Source organism: Streptomyces sp. NPDC018964 (assembly GCF_044390325.1).
Lineage (GTDB): Bacteria > Actinomycetota > Actinomycetes > Streptomycetales > Streptomycetaceae > Streptomyces.
The window spans coordinates 471,701-489,117 of sequence record NZ_JBIRYZ010000003.1 but is presented as its reverse complement, the minus strand read 5'-3'; the positions used below and the strand labels follow the sequence as shown (position 1 = coordinate 489,117).

Here is a 17,417-nt window from a genome sequence, read left to right as displayed (position 1 = left end):
ACCCCCCCCCCAACCCCCCCCCCCCCTCCCCCCCCCCCCCCCCCCCCCCCGCCGCGGTCCCCCCCACACAACCCCCGTTCCCCCCCCCCCCCCCCACTCCGAGGTGAACGCGGACGGGAGGATCAGGTCTTGGCGACCGACTGCGGGTGGAACTCCGGGCAGCGCAGGGCGTACAGGGCGGTCTGGAGACGGTTGCGGGTGCCCAGCTTGGCGTAGATGCGGCTGAGGTAGTTGCGTACGGTCTTGGGGGTGATGCCCAGTCGGGCGGCGATGTGGTGGGTCTCCTGGTCGTCCGCGACCAGGAAGAGGATCTCCCGTTCGCGCCGGGTGAGCAGGTCGAGGGGTGAGGCGTCGCGGCCCAGTCCGCCGGAGAGGAGCTCGAGGATCTGTCCGGCGGTCGCGGCGGACAGGGCGATGCCCTCGCGGTGCACGGTGAGCAGGGTGTCGCGCAGTTCCTGGGCGTCGATGTCGCGTGAGAGGTAGGCGTTGGCGCCGGCCGCGAAGGCCTCGCGCATGTGGATCGGCTGCCGGCTGGACGCCAGGACGATGATGCGGACGTGCCGTGAGTACTGGCGGATCGCCCGTGCGGTGCTCATGCCTCCGTTTCCGCCCGCTCCCGGGCCCATCACGACGAGATGTGGATGATGTCGTCGCAGTTGGTGCAGCGCGGTGGCCTCGTCGTGCGCGACGGCCACCACCGAGAACTCCTTGAAGCCCTGCAGTAAATTCCGGAAACCTTCGGCGACCAGCCGTTCGGTGTCCATGAGCAAGATCCGAATCGATGGCATCGGCGACCCTCCGTCGTATTCACGAGCATGAAGAGAGTGCGCGGGTGCATCGAGATGCCCCCGTTGTGGGCCTGTCCTCCCCCGTCGGAAAATGGGCCCACTGCCGCTCGATAGTACACGACCGTGGATACTATTTTCGGACGAGGCCAGGAAGTTGATGCGCGTGCAACGCATGGTTATTGCGGGCGGTATTCTCGGTTCTCGCCATTTCCCGCGCACCGGTAATTGAACGTTTGTTTTCTTCCCTCCGTGTGACGGGCGTGATTCGGCCGACGTGGAGAGGTGAGGGATTTCCCCGCCGTGTGCGACGGCGCGTACGGGGCTGCCCGCCGAGGGCCGCCGGCTCGCCGGGAGGCTCCGCGGACCCCTCGCCGGCACCGAGGGGATCCTGTACACGGCCGGGGTCGCGCACGGACCGTGGTGAGGTCCACGCCGGTGCCGCCCACGAGGACGCGCCGCGGCCCCCTTCCGCTCCCGGACGGGGGAAGGGGGCCGCTGCGCGGGTGCCGGACCGCTCAGGAGACCGTGGCGGGGGCCTCGTTCCGGCCGGAGGCGTCGACGGCCTCGCCCTCGTCGAGTCCGACGTCCTTCGTCTCCTTGCCCAGCAGCAGCGCCACCAGCGTCAGCAGCGCCATCGAGGAGAGGTAGACGCCGACCAGCCACGGCGAGCCGTCGCCGGCCTCCCACAGGGCGACCGCGATGAACGGGGCGACGGCCGCGCCGAGGATCGAGCTGACGTTGTAGGAGATCCCGGAGCCCGTGTAGCGCACGCTCGTCGGGAAGAGCTCCGGCAGCAGCGCCCCCATCGGGCCGAACGTCATGCCCATCAGCGTGAAGCCGAGCACCAGCCACAGCACCACGCCCAGCGTGCCCAGACCGATCAGCGGCACCCACACCAGCCCGAAGACCAGGATCCCGGCGGTGACCGCGATCAGCGTCGAGCGCCGGCCGTACTTGTCCGCGAGCGGGCCGGAGACCAGGGTGAACACGGCGAAGAACAGCACCCCGAAGATCATCATCAGGACGAAGGTGGTGTAGTCGTACCCCAGGCCGGGCACGGCGTCGTCCTCGGGCGTACGGCCGTAGCTCAGCGAGAACGTGGTCATCAGGTAGAAGAGCACGTACGTCGCCAGCATGAAGAAGGTGCCGAGGACCAACTGCTTCCAGTGGCCGCGGAAGACGGTGGCCAGCGGCAGCTTCCGCACCAGCCCGGCCTCGCGGGTCCGGGAGAAGACCGGCGCCTCCACCAGGCGCATCCGCACCCACAGGCCGATCGCGACCATCACCGCGGAGAACAGGAACGGGATGCGCCAGCCCCAGCTCAGGAAGGCGTCCGAGGGCTGGGACGGGTCGGCGCCCGCCGTGGACGGCAGCAGCGCGCCGATGATCAGGAAGAGCCCGTTGCCGATGATGAAGCCGAGCGGGGCGCCCAGCTGCGGGAACGTGCCGTAGAGGGCGCGCTTGCCCTTCGGGGCGTTCTCGGTGGCGACCAGGGCCGCGCCGCTCCACTCGCCGCCGAGCGCGAAGCCCTGCGCGAGCCGCATCAGCACCAGCAGCGCGGTGGCGACCCAGCCGGCCTGCGCGTAGGTGGGCAGCACGCCGATGAGGAAGGTGGCGATGCCCATGGTGAGCAGCGAGGCCACCAGCGTGCCCTTGCGGCCGAGCCGGTCGCCGAGGTGTCCGAAGACCACGGCGCCGATCGGGCGGGCGACCATCGCGGCGCCGAACACCGCGAAGGACGACAGCAGGGCCGTCGTCGGGTCGCTGCTCGGGAAGAAGAGCTTGGGGAAGACCAGGACGGCGGCGGTCGCGTAGATGTAGAAGTCGTAGAACTCGATCGTCGTGCCGATGAGGCTCGCGATGAGGACCCGGGACCGAGAGTTGACGGGGGCCGGGCCGGTGGATGGTGCGGGCATTTCACGGTCTTTCCGGGGAGGAACGGTCACCGGCGGCGCACGCCGGCGGCCCGCACCGTGCCACGCGTCCGCCTCGCGGGAGGCCGCGCGAACCGTGTGGGCCATACAACGATCTCAGACATCTCACTGGCCAGAAACACCGTACCAATATGTGAGACACGGATGTTGTGTGGCCCGGCCCGCACCTCCCTCCCCGCACTCACCGCACAGACGCCGTCCGACCCCGGGCCGCGCATCCATGGCCCGTGAGGGGAGACCGGCCGTGCGCGACCACGCCACCGTCGCCGCTCCCCGTGCCCGGTCCCCGTGGCCGCGCGGTGAGCGGCAGGGCGTGAACGGCGGCCCCTCCCGCTCCCGGAGCCGGGAGGGGCTGCCACCGCCGCCGTACGGACACACCCCCGACCGTCGGCGTCGGTCACGGGCGTGTCCCCGGCGCCGGGATCAGGGGTACGACACCACCGTGGACGGCACGGTGGTGCTGCCCGAGGTCGGGGCCCCGGTGTCGTTGATGACGCACTCGTACTGCCCGTGCCCGCTCAGCGAGACGACCAGCAGGCCGTGGAAGCGCACACCGGGACGGTCCGGGGCGGCGAATCCGTGGTGCTGGACGATGTCCGGGTTCACGTTGTAGTAGCAGTAACTCCCCATGCCCCAGCCCTCGTGGGTGGTGACGTGGTCGCCGACCTTGTAGGCCGCGTAGCCCTTGACCGGGCCGTTCTGGATCGAGGCCTGGTCGGGGGCGTCGTAGGCCTTCTCGTTCTGGAAGAAGATCGTGCGGCCGCGTTCGCCGTTCCACTGGACGTCGTACTTGTTGAAGTGCTCGACGAACAGGCCGGTGGCCAGGACGTCGTGGCCGCCCACGACGACGCCGTAGTCGCAGCGGTTGGTCTCCCAGCCGACGCCGTCGCCGTGGTCGGCGCGCCAGACCCAGGTGTGGTCGACGATGGTGTGCCGGGCGTTGACCACCATGGCGGTGGTCGCCCTGCCGGGACCGGCCCCGCCGATCCGGACGAAGACGTCCTGCACGGTGATCGGGTCGCGGGAGTGGTCCCGGGAGGCGCCGTTCGGGCCGACCTCCAGCAGGACGGGCGAGTTCACAGGACCGGCGTCGACCAGGAAGCCGGCGAGGCGTACGCCGTCGACGTCGGCGACCTTCAGGGCGGTGACGCCGTGGTCGGGGATCAGGGTGGCGTAGCCGAGGCCCAGGACGACCGTGCCGGGACGGTTCACCCTCACCGGCCGGTCGACGTGGTAGATGCCCGGGGTGAGCAGCAGGTGGAGGCCCTGGTCGAGCGCCTGGTTGAGGGTGGCCGCCGAGTCGCCGGGCCTGGCGACGTAGAAGCGGTCCAGCGGCAGGGAGGTGCCGCGCGGGGTGCCGTTGCCCCAGGTGACACCCCGCGCGTTCCTCCGCGGCGCGGGCAGGAAGACGCGGTACCGGTCGCCGTCGAGGTACAGGAAGGGCTTCTCGCGGGAGAGCGGCGTCGTGGCGAGCGTGGTGTACGGCGGGTCCGGGAAGCTCTGCGCGGGGGCGCCCTCGACGCCCGAGAACACCATGTTCCAGACGGCGTTGGTCCAGCCGCCGACCGAGCTGTCCCGGGTGTACCACTGCTGCTGCGAGTAGGGGCCGACCGTGCCGTCGATCCGGCTGTCGGCGATGTAGCCGCCGCTGGCCCAACCGTAGGTGGACGAGGCGAGGTTGAGGTCGCCGCGCACATGCATCCGGCGGAACGGCGCGGCCTGGGCGACCGCCCACCGGTTGGTGCCGTTGGCCGGGACGAGCGCCAGGTTCTCCGCCGAACGCCAGAAGTTCTGCGTGGCGTTGCCGTCGAACCAGCCGGCGTCGACCGTCACGTCACCGTTGATGGTGGTGTCGTCGGGGGAGAGGCCGAGCCCGGAGATCGAGGTGTAGAAGCCGAGTTGGGCGTTGATGTCGTCGTACGTGCCCGGCTTGAACAGCAGCTGGTAGCGGCCGGTGCCGAACTGCGCCGACTCCTGCCGGGCGAACACCTCGTCGAGCCTGGCCTGGATGCCCGGCGTGGACGGGTCGAAGACGATCACGTGGGGGCCGAGATCGCCGCCGCCCTTCAGCCGGCGCGGCTTCTTGCGTCCCGCCGCGGGCGTGGCGGAGGCCGCCGAGGGCAGTCCGGCCAGGACGGGGGCGGCGGCCGCGGCGCCGAGGACGGCGCGGCGGCCGAGGGCCGGAGTCCGGGGGAAGGACGGGGAGTCGGACGTCATGGGGCTGGCTCTCCTGGTTCAGGAAGTGAACGGCGTGGGGTGCTGGGAGCGCTCTCTCGACGCTGAATGGTTCATCCGTGGAACAGGTGAGTCAAGGGGTGTGACGAGAGTCGGGCGAGTCCGTCCGAACCCTTGACGTACCGCCTCCGGAGGGTTTAACTCACGTCCTAAATTAAGACGTGAGGCCGTTTCTCCGTGCGGAGGACGCCTCATGCACCCCGGAAAGGGACATCAGGAGCCATGCGCAGTATCCGAGCCGCGGCCACAGGCGCCGTCATCCTGTCTCTCGCACTCGCCGCCTCGGCCTGCGGAGGCGGATCCAGCACCGGCGGCGGGTCCGACGACTCGCCGAAGGAACTCACCTACTGGGCCTCCAACCAGGGCGCCAGCATCGAGGTCGACAAGAAGGTCCTCCAGCCCGAGCTCGACAAGTTCGAGAAGGAGACCGGCATCAAGGTTAAGCTGGAGGTGGTTCCCTGGTCCGACCTGCTCAACCGGATCCTCACCGCCACCACCTCCGGCCAGGGCCCGGACGTGCTGAACATTGGCAACACCTGGTCCGCCTCCCTCCAGGCCACCGGCGCCCTGCTGCCCTGGGACGCGAAGAACTTCGACAGGATCGGCGGCAGGGACCGCTTCGTCGACTCCGCGCTCGGCTCCACCGGCGTCCAGGGCCAGGACCCGGCCGCGGTGCCGCTGTACTCGATGGCCTACGCGCTCTACTACAACAAGCGGATGTTCGCCGACGCCGGCATCGACGGCCCGCCGGCCACCTGGGACGAGCTGGCCGCCGCCGGCGAGAAACTGTCGAAGGACGGCAAGTGGGGCCTGGGCGCGGAGGGTTCGAACCCCTCCGAGAACATCCACCACGCCTTCGTCTTCGCCAAGCAGCACGGCGCCGACTTCTTCACCGCCGACGGCAAGGCCGACTTCACCAACGACGGCGTGGTCACCGCGGTCAAGCAGTACGTCGACCTCATGGCCGAGGACGAGGTCATCGCCCCGGGCAACGCCGAGTACGCCCAGAACCAGTCGGTCGGCGACTTCGCCAAGGGCAAGACGGCCATGCTGCTGTGGCAGTCCGCCTCCGCCAACCTCAAGTCCCAGGGCATGAGCGAGGACGCCTACGGCATCGCCCCCGTGCCCGTGCAGTCCGGCACCCCCGGCGCGGGCAAGCAGGTCAACTCGATGGTCGCCGGCATCAACCTCGCCGTCTTCAAGAACACCGACAACCTCGACGGCGCCACCAAGTTCGTGAAGTTCATGACCAGCGACGCCGAACAGAAGATCCTCAACACGGCGTACAGCTCCATCCCGCCGGTCAAGGCCGCCCAGGAGGACCCCGCCTTCAACTCCCCGGCCAACGCCGTCCTCAAGGACACCCTCGCCAAGAGCGCCGTCGCCCTGCCGCAGGTGCCCGACGAGTCCCAGTTCGAGACCGCCGTCGGCACGGCCATCAAGGAACTGTTCGCCGACGCCGCCGCCGGACGCGAGGTGACCACCGACTCGGTGAAGGCCGCGCTCACCAAGGCGCAGCAGCAGATGCCCGCGAAGTGAGCCCCGACACCGCCATGACTGCCACTGCACCCGCGGCGGAGGCCACCGTGCGGAAGAGCTCCCCCGGCGCGGCGAGCGGCCCCCGCCGCCGCCCCGGGCGGATCCGCCGCATAGGACTGCCCTACCTGCTCCTGCTGCCCGCCCTGCTCCTCGAACTCCTCGTCCACCTGGTGCCGATGGTCATCGGCATCGTGATGAGCTTCAAGGAACTCACCCAGTTCTACATCCGCGACTGGGGCACCGCCCCCTGGGCCGCCTTCGACAACTACTCGGTGTCGGTGGACTTCGACGCCCCCGTCGGCAAGGCCCTGCTCGACTCGTTCCTCGTCACCATCGCCTTCACCCTGCTCTCCGTCGGCCTGTGCTGGCTGATCGGCACGGCGGCGGCCGTCTTCATGCAGGACACCTTCCGCGGCCGCGGCCTGCTGCGCGCCCTGTTCCTGGTCCCGTACGCCCTGCCGGTCTACGCGGCCGTCATCACCTGGGTGTTCATGTTCCAGCACGACAACGGCCTGGTGAACCACGTCCTGCACGACCAGCTCGGCATCACCGACAAGCCGTCGTTCTGGCTCATCGGCGACAACAGCTTCATCGCCCTGCTGGTCGTCTCCGTCTGGAAGGGCTGGCCGTTCGCCTTCCTCATCGTGATGGCCGGCCTGCAGAACATCCCGCGCGAGCTGTACGAGGCCGCCGCGCTCGACGGCGCCGGAATGCTCCAGCAGATCCGCCGCATCACCCTGCCCTCGCTCCGCCCGGTCAACCAGGTGCTGGTCCTCGTCCTGTTCCTGTGGACGTTCAACGACTTCAACACCCCGTACGTCATGTTCGGCAAGACCGCGCCCGAGGCCGCGGACCTCATCTCGGTCCACATCTACCAGGCGTCCTTCGTCACCTGGAACTTCGGCACCGGCTCCGCGATGTCCGTCCTGCTCCTGCTGTTCCTGCTCGTCGTCACGGGCGTCTACCTCGCACTCACCTCGCGCGGACGGAGGACCGCCTCATGAGCACACCCCGGTCCCCGATGGCCCCGCCCCGCTCCTTCCTGTGGTCCCGGCGGGTCTTCCTGACCCTGCTGACCGGTTTCGTCCTGCTCCCGGTCTACGTCATGGTCTCCAGCTCGCTGAAGCCGCTCGCCGACGTCACCGGCGCGTTCCGCTGGCTGCCGACCGAGCTGACGATCGACCCGTACATCGACATCTGGTCGACCGTCCCGCTGGGCCGCTACTTCGTGAACTCGCTGATCGTGGCGGGCGCCGCGACCGTCTGCTCGGTCGTCATCGCGGTGTTCTCCGCGTACGCCGTCAGCCGCTACGACTTCCGCGGCAAGCGCGTCTTCACGGTGACCGTGCTGTCGACGCAGATGTTCCCGGGCATCCTGTTCCTCCTCCCGCTGTTCCTCATCTACGTCAACATCGGCAACGCCACCGGCATCGCCCTGTTCGGCTCCCGCGGCGGACTGATCCTCACGTACCTGACCTTCTCGCTGCCGTTCTCCATCTGGATGCTGATCGGATACTTCGACTCGGTCCCGCGCGACCTGGACGAGGCGGCGATGGTGGACGGCTGCGGTCCGCTCGGCGCCCTCTTCCGCGTCGTCGTCCCGGCCGCGGTCCCCGGCATCGTCGCGGTCGCCGTCTACGCCTTCATGACCGCCTGGGGCGAAGTCCTCTTCGCCTCCGTGATGACCAACGACACCACCCGCACCCTGGCGGTCGGCCTCCAGGGCTACTCCACCCTCAACGACGTGTACTGGAACCAGATCATGGCCGCCTCCCTCGTGGTGAGCGTGCCCGTGGTCGCCGGCTTCCTGCTGCTGCAGCGCTACCTCGTCGCCGGGCTGACGGCGGGAGCCGTCAAGTGACCCACTCCTCCCATCCCGAAGGGACTTACGTGACCATCGACTACGCCGCCCTCCCCGACGACTTCCTGTGGGGCACGGCCACCTCGGCGTACCAGATCGAGGGGGCCGTGGCGGAGGACGGCCGTTCCCCGTCGATCTGGGACACCTTCTCCCACACCCCGGGGAAGATCGACAACGACGACCACGGCGACACCGCCTGCGACCACTACCACCGCTGGCGCGAGGACATCGACCTGATGCGCCGCCTCGGCACCAACGCCTACCGCCTGTCCGTCGCCTGGCCGCGCGTCGTGCCGGGCGGCGACGGCCCGGTGAACGACAAGGGCCTGGCCTTCTACGACCGGCTGGTCGACGGCCTGCTCGAGGCCGGCATCACCCCGTCGGTCACCCTCTACCACTGGGACCTGCCGCAGACCCTCCAGGACCGCGGCGGATGGCCCGAGCGCGACACCGCCGAGCACTTCGCCGCCTACGCGTCCGCCGTCGCCGAACGCCTCGGCGACCGCGTCACCCACTGGGCGACCCTCAACGAGCCCCTGTGCTCGGCCTGGATCGGCCACCTCGAGGGCAAGATGGCTCCCGGCTGGACGGACCTCACGGCGGCCGTCCGCGCCTCCTACCACCTGCTGCTCGGCCACGGCCTGGCCGCCCGCGCCATCCGCGCCGCCGCCCCCGGTGCCCAGGTCGGCATCGTCAACAACCTCTCCACCATCCACGCCGCGAGCGACCGCCCCGAGGACCTGGCGGCCGCGGTCCGCATGGACGGCCACACCAACCGCTGGTGGCTGGACCCCGTGCACGGCCGCGGCTTCCCGGAGGACATGCGCGAGGTCTACGGCGTCGAACTCCCGGAGAAGCGGGGCGACCTGGAGACCATCGCGGCCCCGCTCGACTGGCTCGGCCTGAACTACTACTTCCCGCAGGTGGTGGCCGCCGACCCGGACGGCCCCGCCCCCCACGCCGCGTTCGTGCGCCGGGACGGGGTGCCGCGCACCGGCATGGACTGGGAGATCGACGCGAGCGGCATCGAGACCCTGCTGCTGCGCCTGACCGACGAGTACGGCGCCCGCAAGCTCTACGTCACCGAGAACGGCTCCGCCTTCCCCGACGTCGTCCGCCCCGACGGCACCGTCGACGACCCGGAACGCCAGGACTACCTGACCCGGCACCTGGCCGCCTGCGCCGCCGCCGCCCGCAAGGGCGCCCCGCTGGCCGGCTACTTCGCCTGGTCCCTGCTGGACAACTTCGAGTGGGCGTACGGCTACGACAAGCGCTTCGGCCTCGTCCACGTCGACTACGCCACCCAGGTCCGCACCATCAAGGGCTCCGGTCACCGGTACGCGGACATCATCCGCACCCACGGTGACCTCACGCGGCGGGCGGCCTGACACACCCACGTCACCGGTGGGCGGGTGCCGGCGGCCCCGCCCACCGGTGACGTGTGTCAGGCGTCGCCGTTGAGCATGGCGGCGGTGAGGACGTTGCCGGCCACCCCCCAGCCCCCGTCGGCGACCTCGTCGACGAGCACGACGGTGGTGGCGCGGGCCCGCTCCCCGTAGATCTCCGCGTACAGGTCGGTGGTGCGTTCGACGATCTTCTTCTTGTCCTCGGCGGTGACGGTGCCGGCGGGAACCTTGAAATGGGCGAAAGGCATGACTGTTCTCCTCAGGTGGTCCGTGTCGATGCGTCGGTCGGGCTCGTGCTCACACCATGCCGCCGTTGGCCCGCAGCACCTGCCCGTTGACCCAGTGGCCCTCGGGTCCGGTGAGGAAGGCGGCGACCCGGGCGATGTCCTCCGGTGTGCCCAGCCGCTCCAGCGGCGGGGTCTTCGCGAGCCTGTCGATCTCCTCGGGCGTCTTGCCGTCGAGGAACAGGTCCGTGGCCGTGGGGCCGGGGGCGATGGTGTTCACCGTGATGTCCCGCCCCCGCAGCTCGCGGGCGAGGATCAGGGTGATCGCCTCGACGGCGCCCTTGCTCGCCACGTACGCGCCGTAACCGGGGAACCGCGTTCCGACCACGGAGGTCGACACGCCCAGGAAGGAGCCGCCCGCGCGGAGCCGCCGTGCGGCCTGCTGGGCGACGACGAACGTGCCGCGGATGTTGGTGCGGTGCATGGCGTCGAGCACCGCCAGATCGAGGTCGGCGATGGGCGACAGGGCGAGCCGGCCGGCCGAGTTCACGACGACGTCCACGCCGCCGAACTCCTGCTCCGCCCGGTCGAACAGGGCGGCGACCGCGTGCTCGTCCGCCACGTCCGCCCGCACGGGGATCGCCCGCCCGCCGGCGGCGGTGATCGTCTTCACCGTCTCCTCGGCGGCGGCCGCGTCCCTGGTGTAGTTCACCACCACGGCCAGACCGTTCCGGGCCAGCTCCACGGAGACCGCGCGGCCGATGCCGCGTGATCCGCCGGTGACGACGGCGACCCGCTCGGGTGCCGGTGTGGAAGGGGGCTCGTTCGTAGTCATGTCCCCCACGATGCGCGGTGCCGGCGGGCGGAGCCAGGTGATGTCATCCCCTGGGTCGGTGCCCCGGCGCGACGGAGAATGGGGCCATGGCTGCCGTGAGACACACCGAACTGGGCGCGTTCCTGCGGTCGCGGCGCGACCGCATCCGCCCGGCCGACGTAGGACTTCCCGCAGGGCCGCGGCGCCGTGTGCCGGGGCTTCGCCGGGACGAGGTCGCCCAGCTCGCGGGGGCATCGGTGGACTACTACAACGAGCTCGAGCGGGGCGCCGGGTCCCAGCCGTCGGAACAGATGATCGCCGCACTGGCGAGGGCGCTGCGCCTGACCGCCGACGAGCGGGACTACCTCTACCACCTGGCGGGCCGTCCCGTGCCCGTGCCGGGCGGCGCGGCCTCGCACGTCCACCCCGGCATGCTCGATCTGCTCCAGCGGATGCCCGCGACCCCCGCACAGGTCATCACCGACCTGCACGTCACCCTGGTGCAGAACCCGCTGGCGGTGGCGCTGCTGGGGGACCAGTCCGGCTACCGGGGAGCGCGGGCCAGTTTCGTGCACCGGTGGTTCACGGAACCGGAGGCCCGGGACCTGTACCCCGAGGCCGACCACGCGACCCGGTCCCGTGCGTTCGTCGCCGATCTGCGGGCGGCCGCCGCCCGGCGGGACGCCAAGGACGCCGAGGTCACGTCGATGATCCGGTCGCTGCTGGACACATCGGCCGAGTTCGCCGCACTGTGGGCCGACCACGACGTGGCCTTCCGGCGCGACGACCGCAAACGCATCCGCCATCCCGCGCTGGGGGTCGTCGAGGTCAACTGCCTCAACCTGTTCAGCGAGGACGGATGACAGCGGCTGCTCTGGTTCACCCCCGCCCTGGGCACCGACAGCGCCGACCTGCTCGGCCTGCTCGCCGTCCTCGGCACCCAGGACGTCGTCGACTCCACGTCCTGACCCGCTCCCCGCCGGTCCTGGGACGCCCGTCCACGGCTTGAGCACCACCGAGGCCGCGGGGGGCGACCACCCCCTCGGTCCGCGCGACGCGGTCGAGCTCGACGGCGGCGGCTCGGCGGCGGCTCGACGGCGGTGGTGGCGCGGGGCCGGCTGATCGACGACCCGTCCGACGCGGCGGGGGAACGCCCGGTCAGGGACGCGCCGCTGGTCCTCCCGGCGGGGACCGGCGGACGGCGGGGGCCGACGGCCGCCGACCCGGCCCCCGGCCTCCGGCGGCACGCCGGCTTCGTGTTCCGGTCGCCTACAGCCGACGGAGTACGGAGCCCAGCGTCTCGATCTCCCGCGCGGAGAGCTTGTCGGTGAAGTGGCGGCGCACGGCGGCTTCCAGGCCGGGGTGCACGGCGGCGACGGCCTGACGTCCGGCGTCGGTGAGGACGACGGTGACACCGGCGGCGCGTTCGCGGGTGACGAGTCCGCGCTTGTCCATGCGGGTGAGCTGGTGGGAGACGCGGGTGCGGTCCCAGCCGAGCGACGTGGCGAGTTCGCTCTGGCGCAGGGCGCCCCCGGCCTTGTCGAGGCTGACGAGGATCGTCAGGTCCGGCTCGGACAGGCCCGCCGCCTCGGCGGTGTCCGCGATCACGCGGGCGCGCACGGTCTCGTGGGCGCGCTTGAAGGCGGACCAGAGGTCGACGGGCTCCGGGACGGTGTCGCCCATGGGCTCGTCCGGGCCGGTGGCCCCACCACCATGTGTTGACATGTCAACACACCTTTCCTAGTGTTGAGATGTCAACACTAGCAGGCGGCTGCTCCCTCGCCGGCCTGTGAGTACGTCGAGGCGTCCACGCGAAGAAGGCTGCGAGTCATGAACACATCCGCATCACCGCTCGCCGAGCTGGCCCGGTCCGAGAAGCCGATCGGAGTGGGCATCATCGGACTCGGTGCTCGGGGAAGCTGGGCCGAGCGTTCCCACCTGCCTGCCCTGCGCGCCGTCCCGGGCTACGAACTGAGGGCACTGAGCACGAGCTCGAAGCGGTCGGCGGAGCTCTCCGGACGGAAACACGGTGTGCCCCGCACCTTCGGGACCGCGGCCGAACTGGCCGCCTGCGACGAGGTGGACCTCGTGGTCGTGGCGGTGAAGGTGCCGCACCACCGGGAACTGGTGACCGCGGCGCTGAGCGCCGGCAAGGGCGTGCTGTGCGAATGGCCGCTGGGCAACGGGCTCGCGGAGGCCGAGGACATGGCCCGGCTGGCGCACGACCGCTGTCTGCCGACCGTCGTCGGACTCCAGGCCCGGTCGCACCCGGTCCTCGCCCACGTACGGGACCTCGTGGCCGACGGATACGTGGGGGAGGTGCTGTCCACGACGGTCGTCGGATCCGGCGGCGCCTGGGGCGCCACCGTCGGCCCCGGCGATCACCACGTGCTCGACGCCGCCAACGGCACGACGCTGCTGACCGTTCCGTTCGGCCACGCCCTCGACGGGCTCGCGTACGTCCTGGGGGAACCCGGGGAACTGCGGATCCACCTGGCGTCGCGCCGTACGTCGGCCGTGGACACCGAGAGCGGACAGCCCGTGCCCATGACCGCCGCCGACCAGGTGGTGGCCTCGGGACGGCTCCCCGGCGGCGCGGTGGTCACCTTCCACTACCGCGGAGGCGTCTCCCGGGGCACCGGCTTCCGCTGGGAGATCAACGGCACCGAGGGCGACCTCGTCCTCACCGCCCCGGTCGGCCACCCCCAGCTCAGCCCGCTCACCCTGGAGGGCGGCCGCGGAACGTCCACCGGCCTCGCCCCCCTCACGGTGCCGGAACCGTACCTGCGCGTCCCGCACCTGGACCCGCGTGCCGACGCGCCGGCCTACGCGGTCGCTCACGCCTACCGGCAGTTCCTGGACGACCTGCGCGAGGGCACCTCGGTCGTCCCCGACTTCACCCACGGCACCGCCCGGCACCGCAGCATCGCCTCCGCCGTGACGAGCACCTGACCGGACGCGGTGACCCCGGTCCGCCGGACGGCTGCCCGGACCGTGCCGTCGGCGGGCGGCAGGGCGTACCGCGCTCGAGGGTGCTCCCGCGCCCTGCGTCCCGGCGGCGGAACTCTCGTCGGCGTGGTCGTCCGTCTTCACCATGCGGCTGACGGCCCCCGCCGGGAAGAGCACGGCGGCAAGGACCGATACGGCGCAGGCCGCCCCGAAGACATCGGACCGCTCGTCCTCGGACATGCCGGTCGCGGTCGGCGCGAGGAAGACGCGGACGCCTGCCGGCCGGTTCCGAAAGAGAGCACCCGTACTGTCGCGGATCGCTCCCGTGGTGGATCCTGCCCCGGGGCAAGTCCGTCCCCGAGCCCGGTCGAACCGTTCGAGCAGCGACGCACCGCACCGCAGGGAGCCGCCGTGACCGCCGTCCTGACCCTCCGAGCCCGCATCCGGCTCGTCCTCGCCGTCCTCCTCCTCACCCTCACCCTCGTGCCCACCACCCCCGCACTCGCGGCCGACCCACCCCGAACGGCCGCCCCGGCCCCCGCCCCGGGTGCCGGGAGACCGCACGGCGCCGAGGTCGTCGCGGTCACCCGGGTCGCGGACCGCCAGCTCGACCTGACGGTCCGCTCCACGGCCCTGGGCGGCCGGACGGTCAACGTCCGTCTCCTCACCCCCGACGGCTGGAACCCGGCCGACCGGCACCGGCACTGGCCCACCTTCTGGCTCCTGCACGGCTGCTGCGGCGACTACACGTCATGGACCGCCAAGACGGACGTCGCGGACATCGACAGCCTGCGCGAGGTGCTCGTCGTCATGCCCGAGGCCGGCTGGAACGGCTGGTACAGCGACTGGTGGAACCACGGCCGGGGCGGCGACCCCGCCTGGGAGACCTTCCACACCGTGGAGCTGCGGCACCTCCTGGAGCGCGACTGGGGTGCCGGCCGCGACCGCGTCGTGGCCGGCCTGTCGATGGGAGGCCAGGGCGCCCTGCTGTACGCCGCCCGCCATCCGGGAATGTTCAGGGCCACCGCCGCCTACTCCGGCTCCGCGCACCCGCTCCTGAACGACGAGTCGGTCGACCGCCTCATGGGCTTCTTCGCGGGCCAGGGCGACGACCCCCTGCGCGTCTGGGGGGACCCGGTCGCCCAGCGCCGCGTCTGGGAGGCGCACGACCCCTTCCACCTGGCCGAGCGCCTCAAGCACCTCCCCGTGTACCTCTCCTGCGGAGACGGCACCACCGGCCCCCTGGACCCACCGGGCGCCACCAGCGCCCTCGAGGCCGACTTCAACCGCCAGAACCACGCCCTCGCCGCGGAGCTGAAGCGCGTGGGCGCGCGGCACCTGACCACCGACTTCTACGGCCCCGGCACGCACGCCTGGCCCTACTGGCAACGCGAACTGCACGACTCGCTCCCGATGCTGCTCGGGGCCCTGGGCGTGACCGGCTGACGTTCGGAGCCGGCCGGGGCGAGCAGGTCCAGCGGCAGAGCGGCCCACCTCGGGAACCGGGTGCCGGCCAGGCACCCGGCCGGCGCCGCGTCGATCCCGGGAGCGTGTCCGCGACGTCAGCGGCCGCCGAGGCGGCCCCTGGGGCCGGCCCGCACCGCGCCGCCGGCCTTCACGCGCGTGCGCGGAGGTAGGCGTCCAGCTCCGCGGCCCCGGCGAGCATCGCCCGTCCGCGGGCGGACAGCCGGTCGCGCCACTCGCGCAACGTGTCCTCCAGCGGCCCCACTCCGCCCGCCTCCCGCACCCGCGCGATCAGTGGGGCGATCTGCTCCAACAGGTGCCCGCCGCGCCGGAGTTGGTGAGCCAGCCGTGCGTCGCGTACGTCGGCGTCGTCGTAGACCCGGTACCCGGTCACCGGATCCCGTCGCGGGCGCACGAGCCCGGCCTCCTCCCACTTGCGCAAGGTCGCCGGCCGCACCCCCAGCTCCGCGGCCAGCGGGCCGATGAACGTACGACCCGAGCGGGGCGCGGGGGTGTCGCGCGCGGAACCCCTCTGCGGGGAGAGGGTGCGGAGAGCTTCCTCCACGGCCTGCAGTGTGCGCCGGTCCTCGAGCAACTGGGCGTGACTCTCGTCGATCAGGCGGAACGCCTCGTCGGCCGCGCCCCGGTTCACGGCCCGCATGACCGCCGTCGCCGTCCGGTGACTGTGCCCCGGAACCAGCGTGAGGAACGCGCCGAGGGCCTGCGCGTGCAGCTCCGTGTAGGTGCGATAGCCGTGGGCCGTGCGGCCGGCCGGAGGGAGGATGCCCGCCTCCTCGTAGTTCCTCACGGCCTGCGTGGACAGACCGTGACGTCGTGCCAGGTCGACGGGCCTGAGCTTCCCGGCGTTTTGAAGGTTTTTCCCCACGGAGCCGATGGTATCGGGCTCAAGTTTCCACCGAAAGTTCAACGATACGGTTGAAGCATGGAAACCGGGAACAAGGACTTCGCCCGTCCCGTCGACGCCGCAGCCGTGATGAGGCTGCTCCCGTCCCGCCCACGACTGCTGGCCCTCGGAGAGCCCACCCACGGCGAGGACGCCCTGCTCGGCCTGCGCAACGAGCTCTTCCGGCAGCTCGTGGAGCAGGAGGGCTACCGCACGATCGTGCTCGAGAGCGACTGCGTGAGGGGCCTGACCGTGGACGCGTACGTCACCACCGGGGCCGGCACCCTCGACGACGTCATGGAGCGCGGATTCAGCCACGGGTGGGGCGCGTCGGCGGCCAACCGCGCACTCGTCCGCTGGATGCGGGAGTACAACGAGGAGCGCCCCGCGCCCGAGCGGATCCGGTTCGCGGGCATGGACGGCCCGCTGGAGATCACCGGCGTCGCGAGCCCGAGGCAGTCCCTCACCGCCCTCCACGATCACCTCGCGGCGCACGTCGACCCGGATCTGCTGCCCTGCACCGCGGACACGCTCGACCGTCTGCTCGGCACCGACGAACGGTGGACCGACGAGGCCGCGATGACCGACCCGTCCCGGTCCGTGGGCCGGTCCGCCGAGGCCGAGGAGCTGCGGCTGCTCGCCGACGACCTCGTCGCGCTGCTCGACACCCAGACACCCCACCTGCTCACAGCGACCTCACGGGACGACTGGGACCGGGCGCGCCTGTACGGCCGTACCGCCACCGGACTGCTGCGCTACCACCACTGGACGGCCGACCCCTCACCCGCCCGCATGACGCGCCTGCTGGCCACGCGGGACGCGATGATGGCCGGCAACCTCCTCGCCCTCGCCGACCGGGGCCCGGTACTCGTCCACGCCCACAACAGCCACCTCCAGCGGGACAAGAGCTCGATGAGCATGTGGGGCCACCCACGGCTGGAGTGGTGGAGCGCCGGCGCGCTCGTGAGCGCGCGCCTCGGGGAGCGGTACGCCTTCCTGGCCACCGCGCTCGGCACGATCCGGCACCACGGAGTGGACACACCACCCCCGGACACCCTCGAAGGGCTCCTGTACGCCCTCCCCGAGGACCGCTGTGTCGTCGACCCCGCCCGCCTGTCCACCGCGCTCGGCGACACCGGTCCCGCGCTCCGGGCGTCCCCGTGGTTCGGCTACGCGCCGTTCGACCCGGCCCATCTGCCCCGCACCGACGGGATCGTGTTCCTCGCGGACGTGCGGCAGGGCTAGACCGTTTCCGACGGCCCCCTGCTCGTGATCGTGTCGCAGGGCTTACGGGTCCGG

14 protein-coding genes and 1 pseudogene are annotated in these 17,417 nt (G+C 71.5%); 8 read left to right on the top strand and 7 right to left on the bottom strand.

What is annotated here, in order from left to right; all coding sequences use genetic code 11:
- Positions 1-122: 122 nt before the first annotated feature.
- The 3 genes from ACH5AO_RS07505 to ACH5AO_RS07495 all read right to left on the bottom strand — a co-directional run bounded on the left by ACH5AO_RS07505 (position 123) and on the right by ACH5AO_RS07495 (position 4,939).
- On the bottom strand, positions 123-764 hold the full coding sequence (locus tag ACH5AO_RS07505; RefSeq protein WP_398922800.1) for a LuxR C-terminal-related transcriptional regulator: 642 nt from the start codon (positions 762-764) through the stop codon (positions 123-125).
- A 539-nt stretch (positions 765-1,303) separates the two neighbouring features.
- Positions 1,304-2,704, bottom strand: a complete 1,401-nt coding sequence (locus ACH5AO_RS07500; protein ID WP_398922798.1) for an MFS transporter — start codon at positions 2,702-2,704, stop codon at positions 1,304-1,306.
- A 441-nt stretch (positions 2,705-3,145) separates the two neighbouring features.
- Positions 3,146-4,939: a coagulation factor 5/8 type domain-containing protein gene (locus ACH5AO_RS07495; RefSeq protein WP_398922796.1), complete on the bottom strand. Its 1,794-nt coding sequence runs from the start codon at positions 4,937-4,939 to the stop codon at positions 3,146-3,148.
- A gap of 240 nt (positions 4,940-5,179) precedes the next feature.
- Between ACH5AO_RS07495 and ACH5AO_RS07490 the strand changes: the two genes are divergently transcribed.
- From ACH5AO_RS07490 to ACH5AO_RS07475, 4 genes are read left to right on the top strand one after another with little or no spacing between them, the layout of a single operon-like run.
- Complete coding sequence (locus tag ACH5AO_RS07490; protein ID WP_398922794.1) at positions 5,180-6,496, top strand: ABC transporter substrate-binding protein; 1,317 nt, start codon at positions 5,180-5,182, stop codon at positions 6,494-6,496.
- Positions 6,497-6,510: 14 nt separating this feature from the next.
- On the top strand, positions 6,511-7,500 hold the full coding sequence (locus ACH5AO_RS07485; RefSeq protein ID WP_398922791.1) for a carbohydrate ABC transporter permease: 990 nt from the start codon (positions 6,511-6,513) through the stop codon (positions 7,498-7,500).
- A 17-nt stretch (positions 7,501-7,517) separates the two neighbouring features.
- Positions 7,518-8,357 carry a carbohydrate ABC transporter permease gene (locus ACH5AO_RS07480; RefSeq protein WP_398922886.1) on the top strand — a complete coding sequence of 280 codons (840 nt, stop codon included), beginning with the start codon at positions 7,518-7,520 and terminating at the stop codon, positions 8,355-8,357.
- A gap of 29 nt (positions 8,358-8,386) precedes the next feature.
- The gene (locus tag ACH5AO_RS07475; RefSeq protein WP_398922788.1) at positions 8,387-9,745 is read left to right on the top strand and encodes a GH1 family beta-glucosidase; all 1,359 of its coding nucleotides are present in this window, start codon (positions 8,387-8,389) and stop codon (positions 9,743-9,745) included.
- A 56-nt stretch (positions 9,746-9,801) separates the two neighbouring features.
- On the opposite strand, the gene ACH5AO_RS07470 is transcribed toward ACH5AO_RS07475, so the two are convergent.
- Positions 9,802-10,011 (bottom strand): 4-oxalocrotonate tautomerase family protein, encoded by a 210-nt coding sequence (locus ACH5AO_RS07470; RefSeq protein ID WP_398922785.1) that lies wholly within the window; start codon positions 10,009-10,011, stop codon positions 9,802-9,804.
- A 49-nt stretch (positions 10,012-10,060) separates the two neighbouring features.
- A complete protein-coding gene (locus ACH5AO_RS07465) occupies positions 10,061-10,822 on the bottom strand; it encodes an SDR family oxidoreductase (protein ID WP_398922783.1) in 762 nt (253 codons plus the stop codon).
- A 95-nt stretch (positions 10,823-10,917) separates the two neighbouring features.
- Between ACH5AO_RS07465 and ACH5AO_RS07460 the strand changes: the two are divergent.
- Positions 10,918-11,769 (top strand): annotated as a pseudogene (locus ACH5AO_RS07460) (helix-turn-helix transcriptional regulator).
- 301 nt (positions 11,770-12,070) lie between these two features.
- On the opposite strand, the gene ACH5AO_RS07455 reads toward ACH5AO_RS07460, so the two are convergent.
- Entirely contained in the window at positions 12,071-12,526 is a 456-nt protein-coding gene (locus ACH5AO_RS07455) for a MarR family winged helix-turn-helix transcriptional regulator (protein ID WP_398922781.1), read from the bottom strand.
- A 105-nt stretch (positions 12,527-12,631) separates the two neighbouring features.
- On the opposite strand from ACH5AO_RS07455, the gene ACH5AO_RS07450 reads away from it, so the two are divergent.
- Positions 12,632-13,753: a Gfo/Idh/MocA family protein gene (locus tag ACH5AO_RS07450; protein ID WP_398922779.1), complete on the top strand. Its 1,122-nt coding sequence runs from the start codon at positions 12,632-12,634 to the stop codon at positions 13,751-13,753.
- Positions 13,754-14,161: 408 nt separating this feature from the next.
- Complete coding sequence (locus ACH5AO_RS07445; protein ID WP_398922777.1) at positions 14,162-15,196, top strand: alpha/beta hydrolase; 1,035 nt, start codon at positions 14,162-14,164, stop codon at positions 15,194-15,196.
- A gap of 169 nt (positions 15,197-15,365) precedes the next feature.
- Here ACH5AO_RS07445 and ACH5AO_RS07440 read toward each other — a convergent pair whose 3' ends face one another.
- Positions 15,366-16,100, bottom strand: a complete 735-nt coding sequence (locus tag ACH5AO_RS07440; RefSeq protein ID WP_398922775.1) for a TioE family transcriptional regulator — start codon at positions 16,098-16,100, stop codon at positions 15,366-15,368.
- Positions 16,101-16,157: 57 nt separating this feature from the next.
- On the opposite strand from ACH5AO_RS07440, the gene ACH5AO_RS07435 reads away from it, so the two are divergent.
- Entirely contained in the window at positions 16,158-17,363 is a 1,206-nt protein-coding gene (locus ACH5AO_RS07435) for an erythromycin esterase family protein (protein WP_398922774.1), read from the top strand.
- The last annotated feature ends 54 nt before the right edge of the window (positions 17,364-17,417 follow it).

Bases quoted from the DNA above. Each gene is read 5' to 3' on its own strand.
- ACH5AO_RS07505 (WP_398922800.1), bottom strand. From the start codon at position 764: ATGGACACCGAACGGCTGGTCGCCGAAGGTTTCCGGAATTTACTGCAG.
- ACH5AO_RS07500 (WP_398922798.1), bottom strand. From the start codon at position 2,704: ATGCCCGCACCATCCACCGGCCCGGCCCCCGTCAACTCTCGGTCCCGG.
- ACH5AO_RS07495 (WP_398922796.1), bottom strand. From the start codon at position 4,939: ATGACGTCCGACTCCCCGTCCTTCCCCCGGACTCCGGCCCTCGGCCGC.
- ACH5AO_RS07490 (WP_398922794.1), top strand. From the start codon at position 5,180: ATGCGCAGTATCCGAGCCGCGGCCACAGGCGCCGTCATCCTGTCTCTC.
- ACH5AO_RS07485 (WP_398922791.1), top strand. From the start codon at position 6,511: ATGACTGCCACTGCACCCGCGGCGGAGGCCACCGTGCGGAAGAGCTCC.
- ACH5AO_RS07480 (WP_398922886.1), top strand. From the start codon at position 7,518: ATGGCCCCGCCCCGCTCCTTCCTGTGGTCCCGGCGGGTCTTCCTGACC.
- ACH5AO_RS07470 (WP_398922785.1), bottom strand. From the start codon at position 10,011: ATGCCTTTCGCCCATTTCAAGGTTCCCGCCGGCACCGTCACCGCCGAG.
- ACH5AO_RS07465 (WP_398922783.1), bottom strand. From the start codon at position 10,822: ATGACTACGAACGAGCCCCCTTCCACACCGGCACCCGAGCGGGTCGCC.
- ACH5AO_RS07455 (WP_398922781.1), bottom strand. From the start codon at position 12,526: ATGTCAACACATGGTGGTGGGGCCACCGGCCCGGACGAGCCCATGGGC.
- ACH5AO_RS07450 (WP_398922779.1), top strand. From the start codon at position 12,632: ATGAACACATCCGCATCACCGCTCGCCGAGCTGGCCCGGTCCGAGAAG.
- ACH5AO_RS07435 (WP_398922774.1), top strand. From the start codon at position 16,158: ATGGAAACCGGGAACAAGGACTTCGCCCGTCCCGTCGACGCCGCAGCC.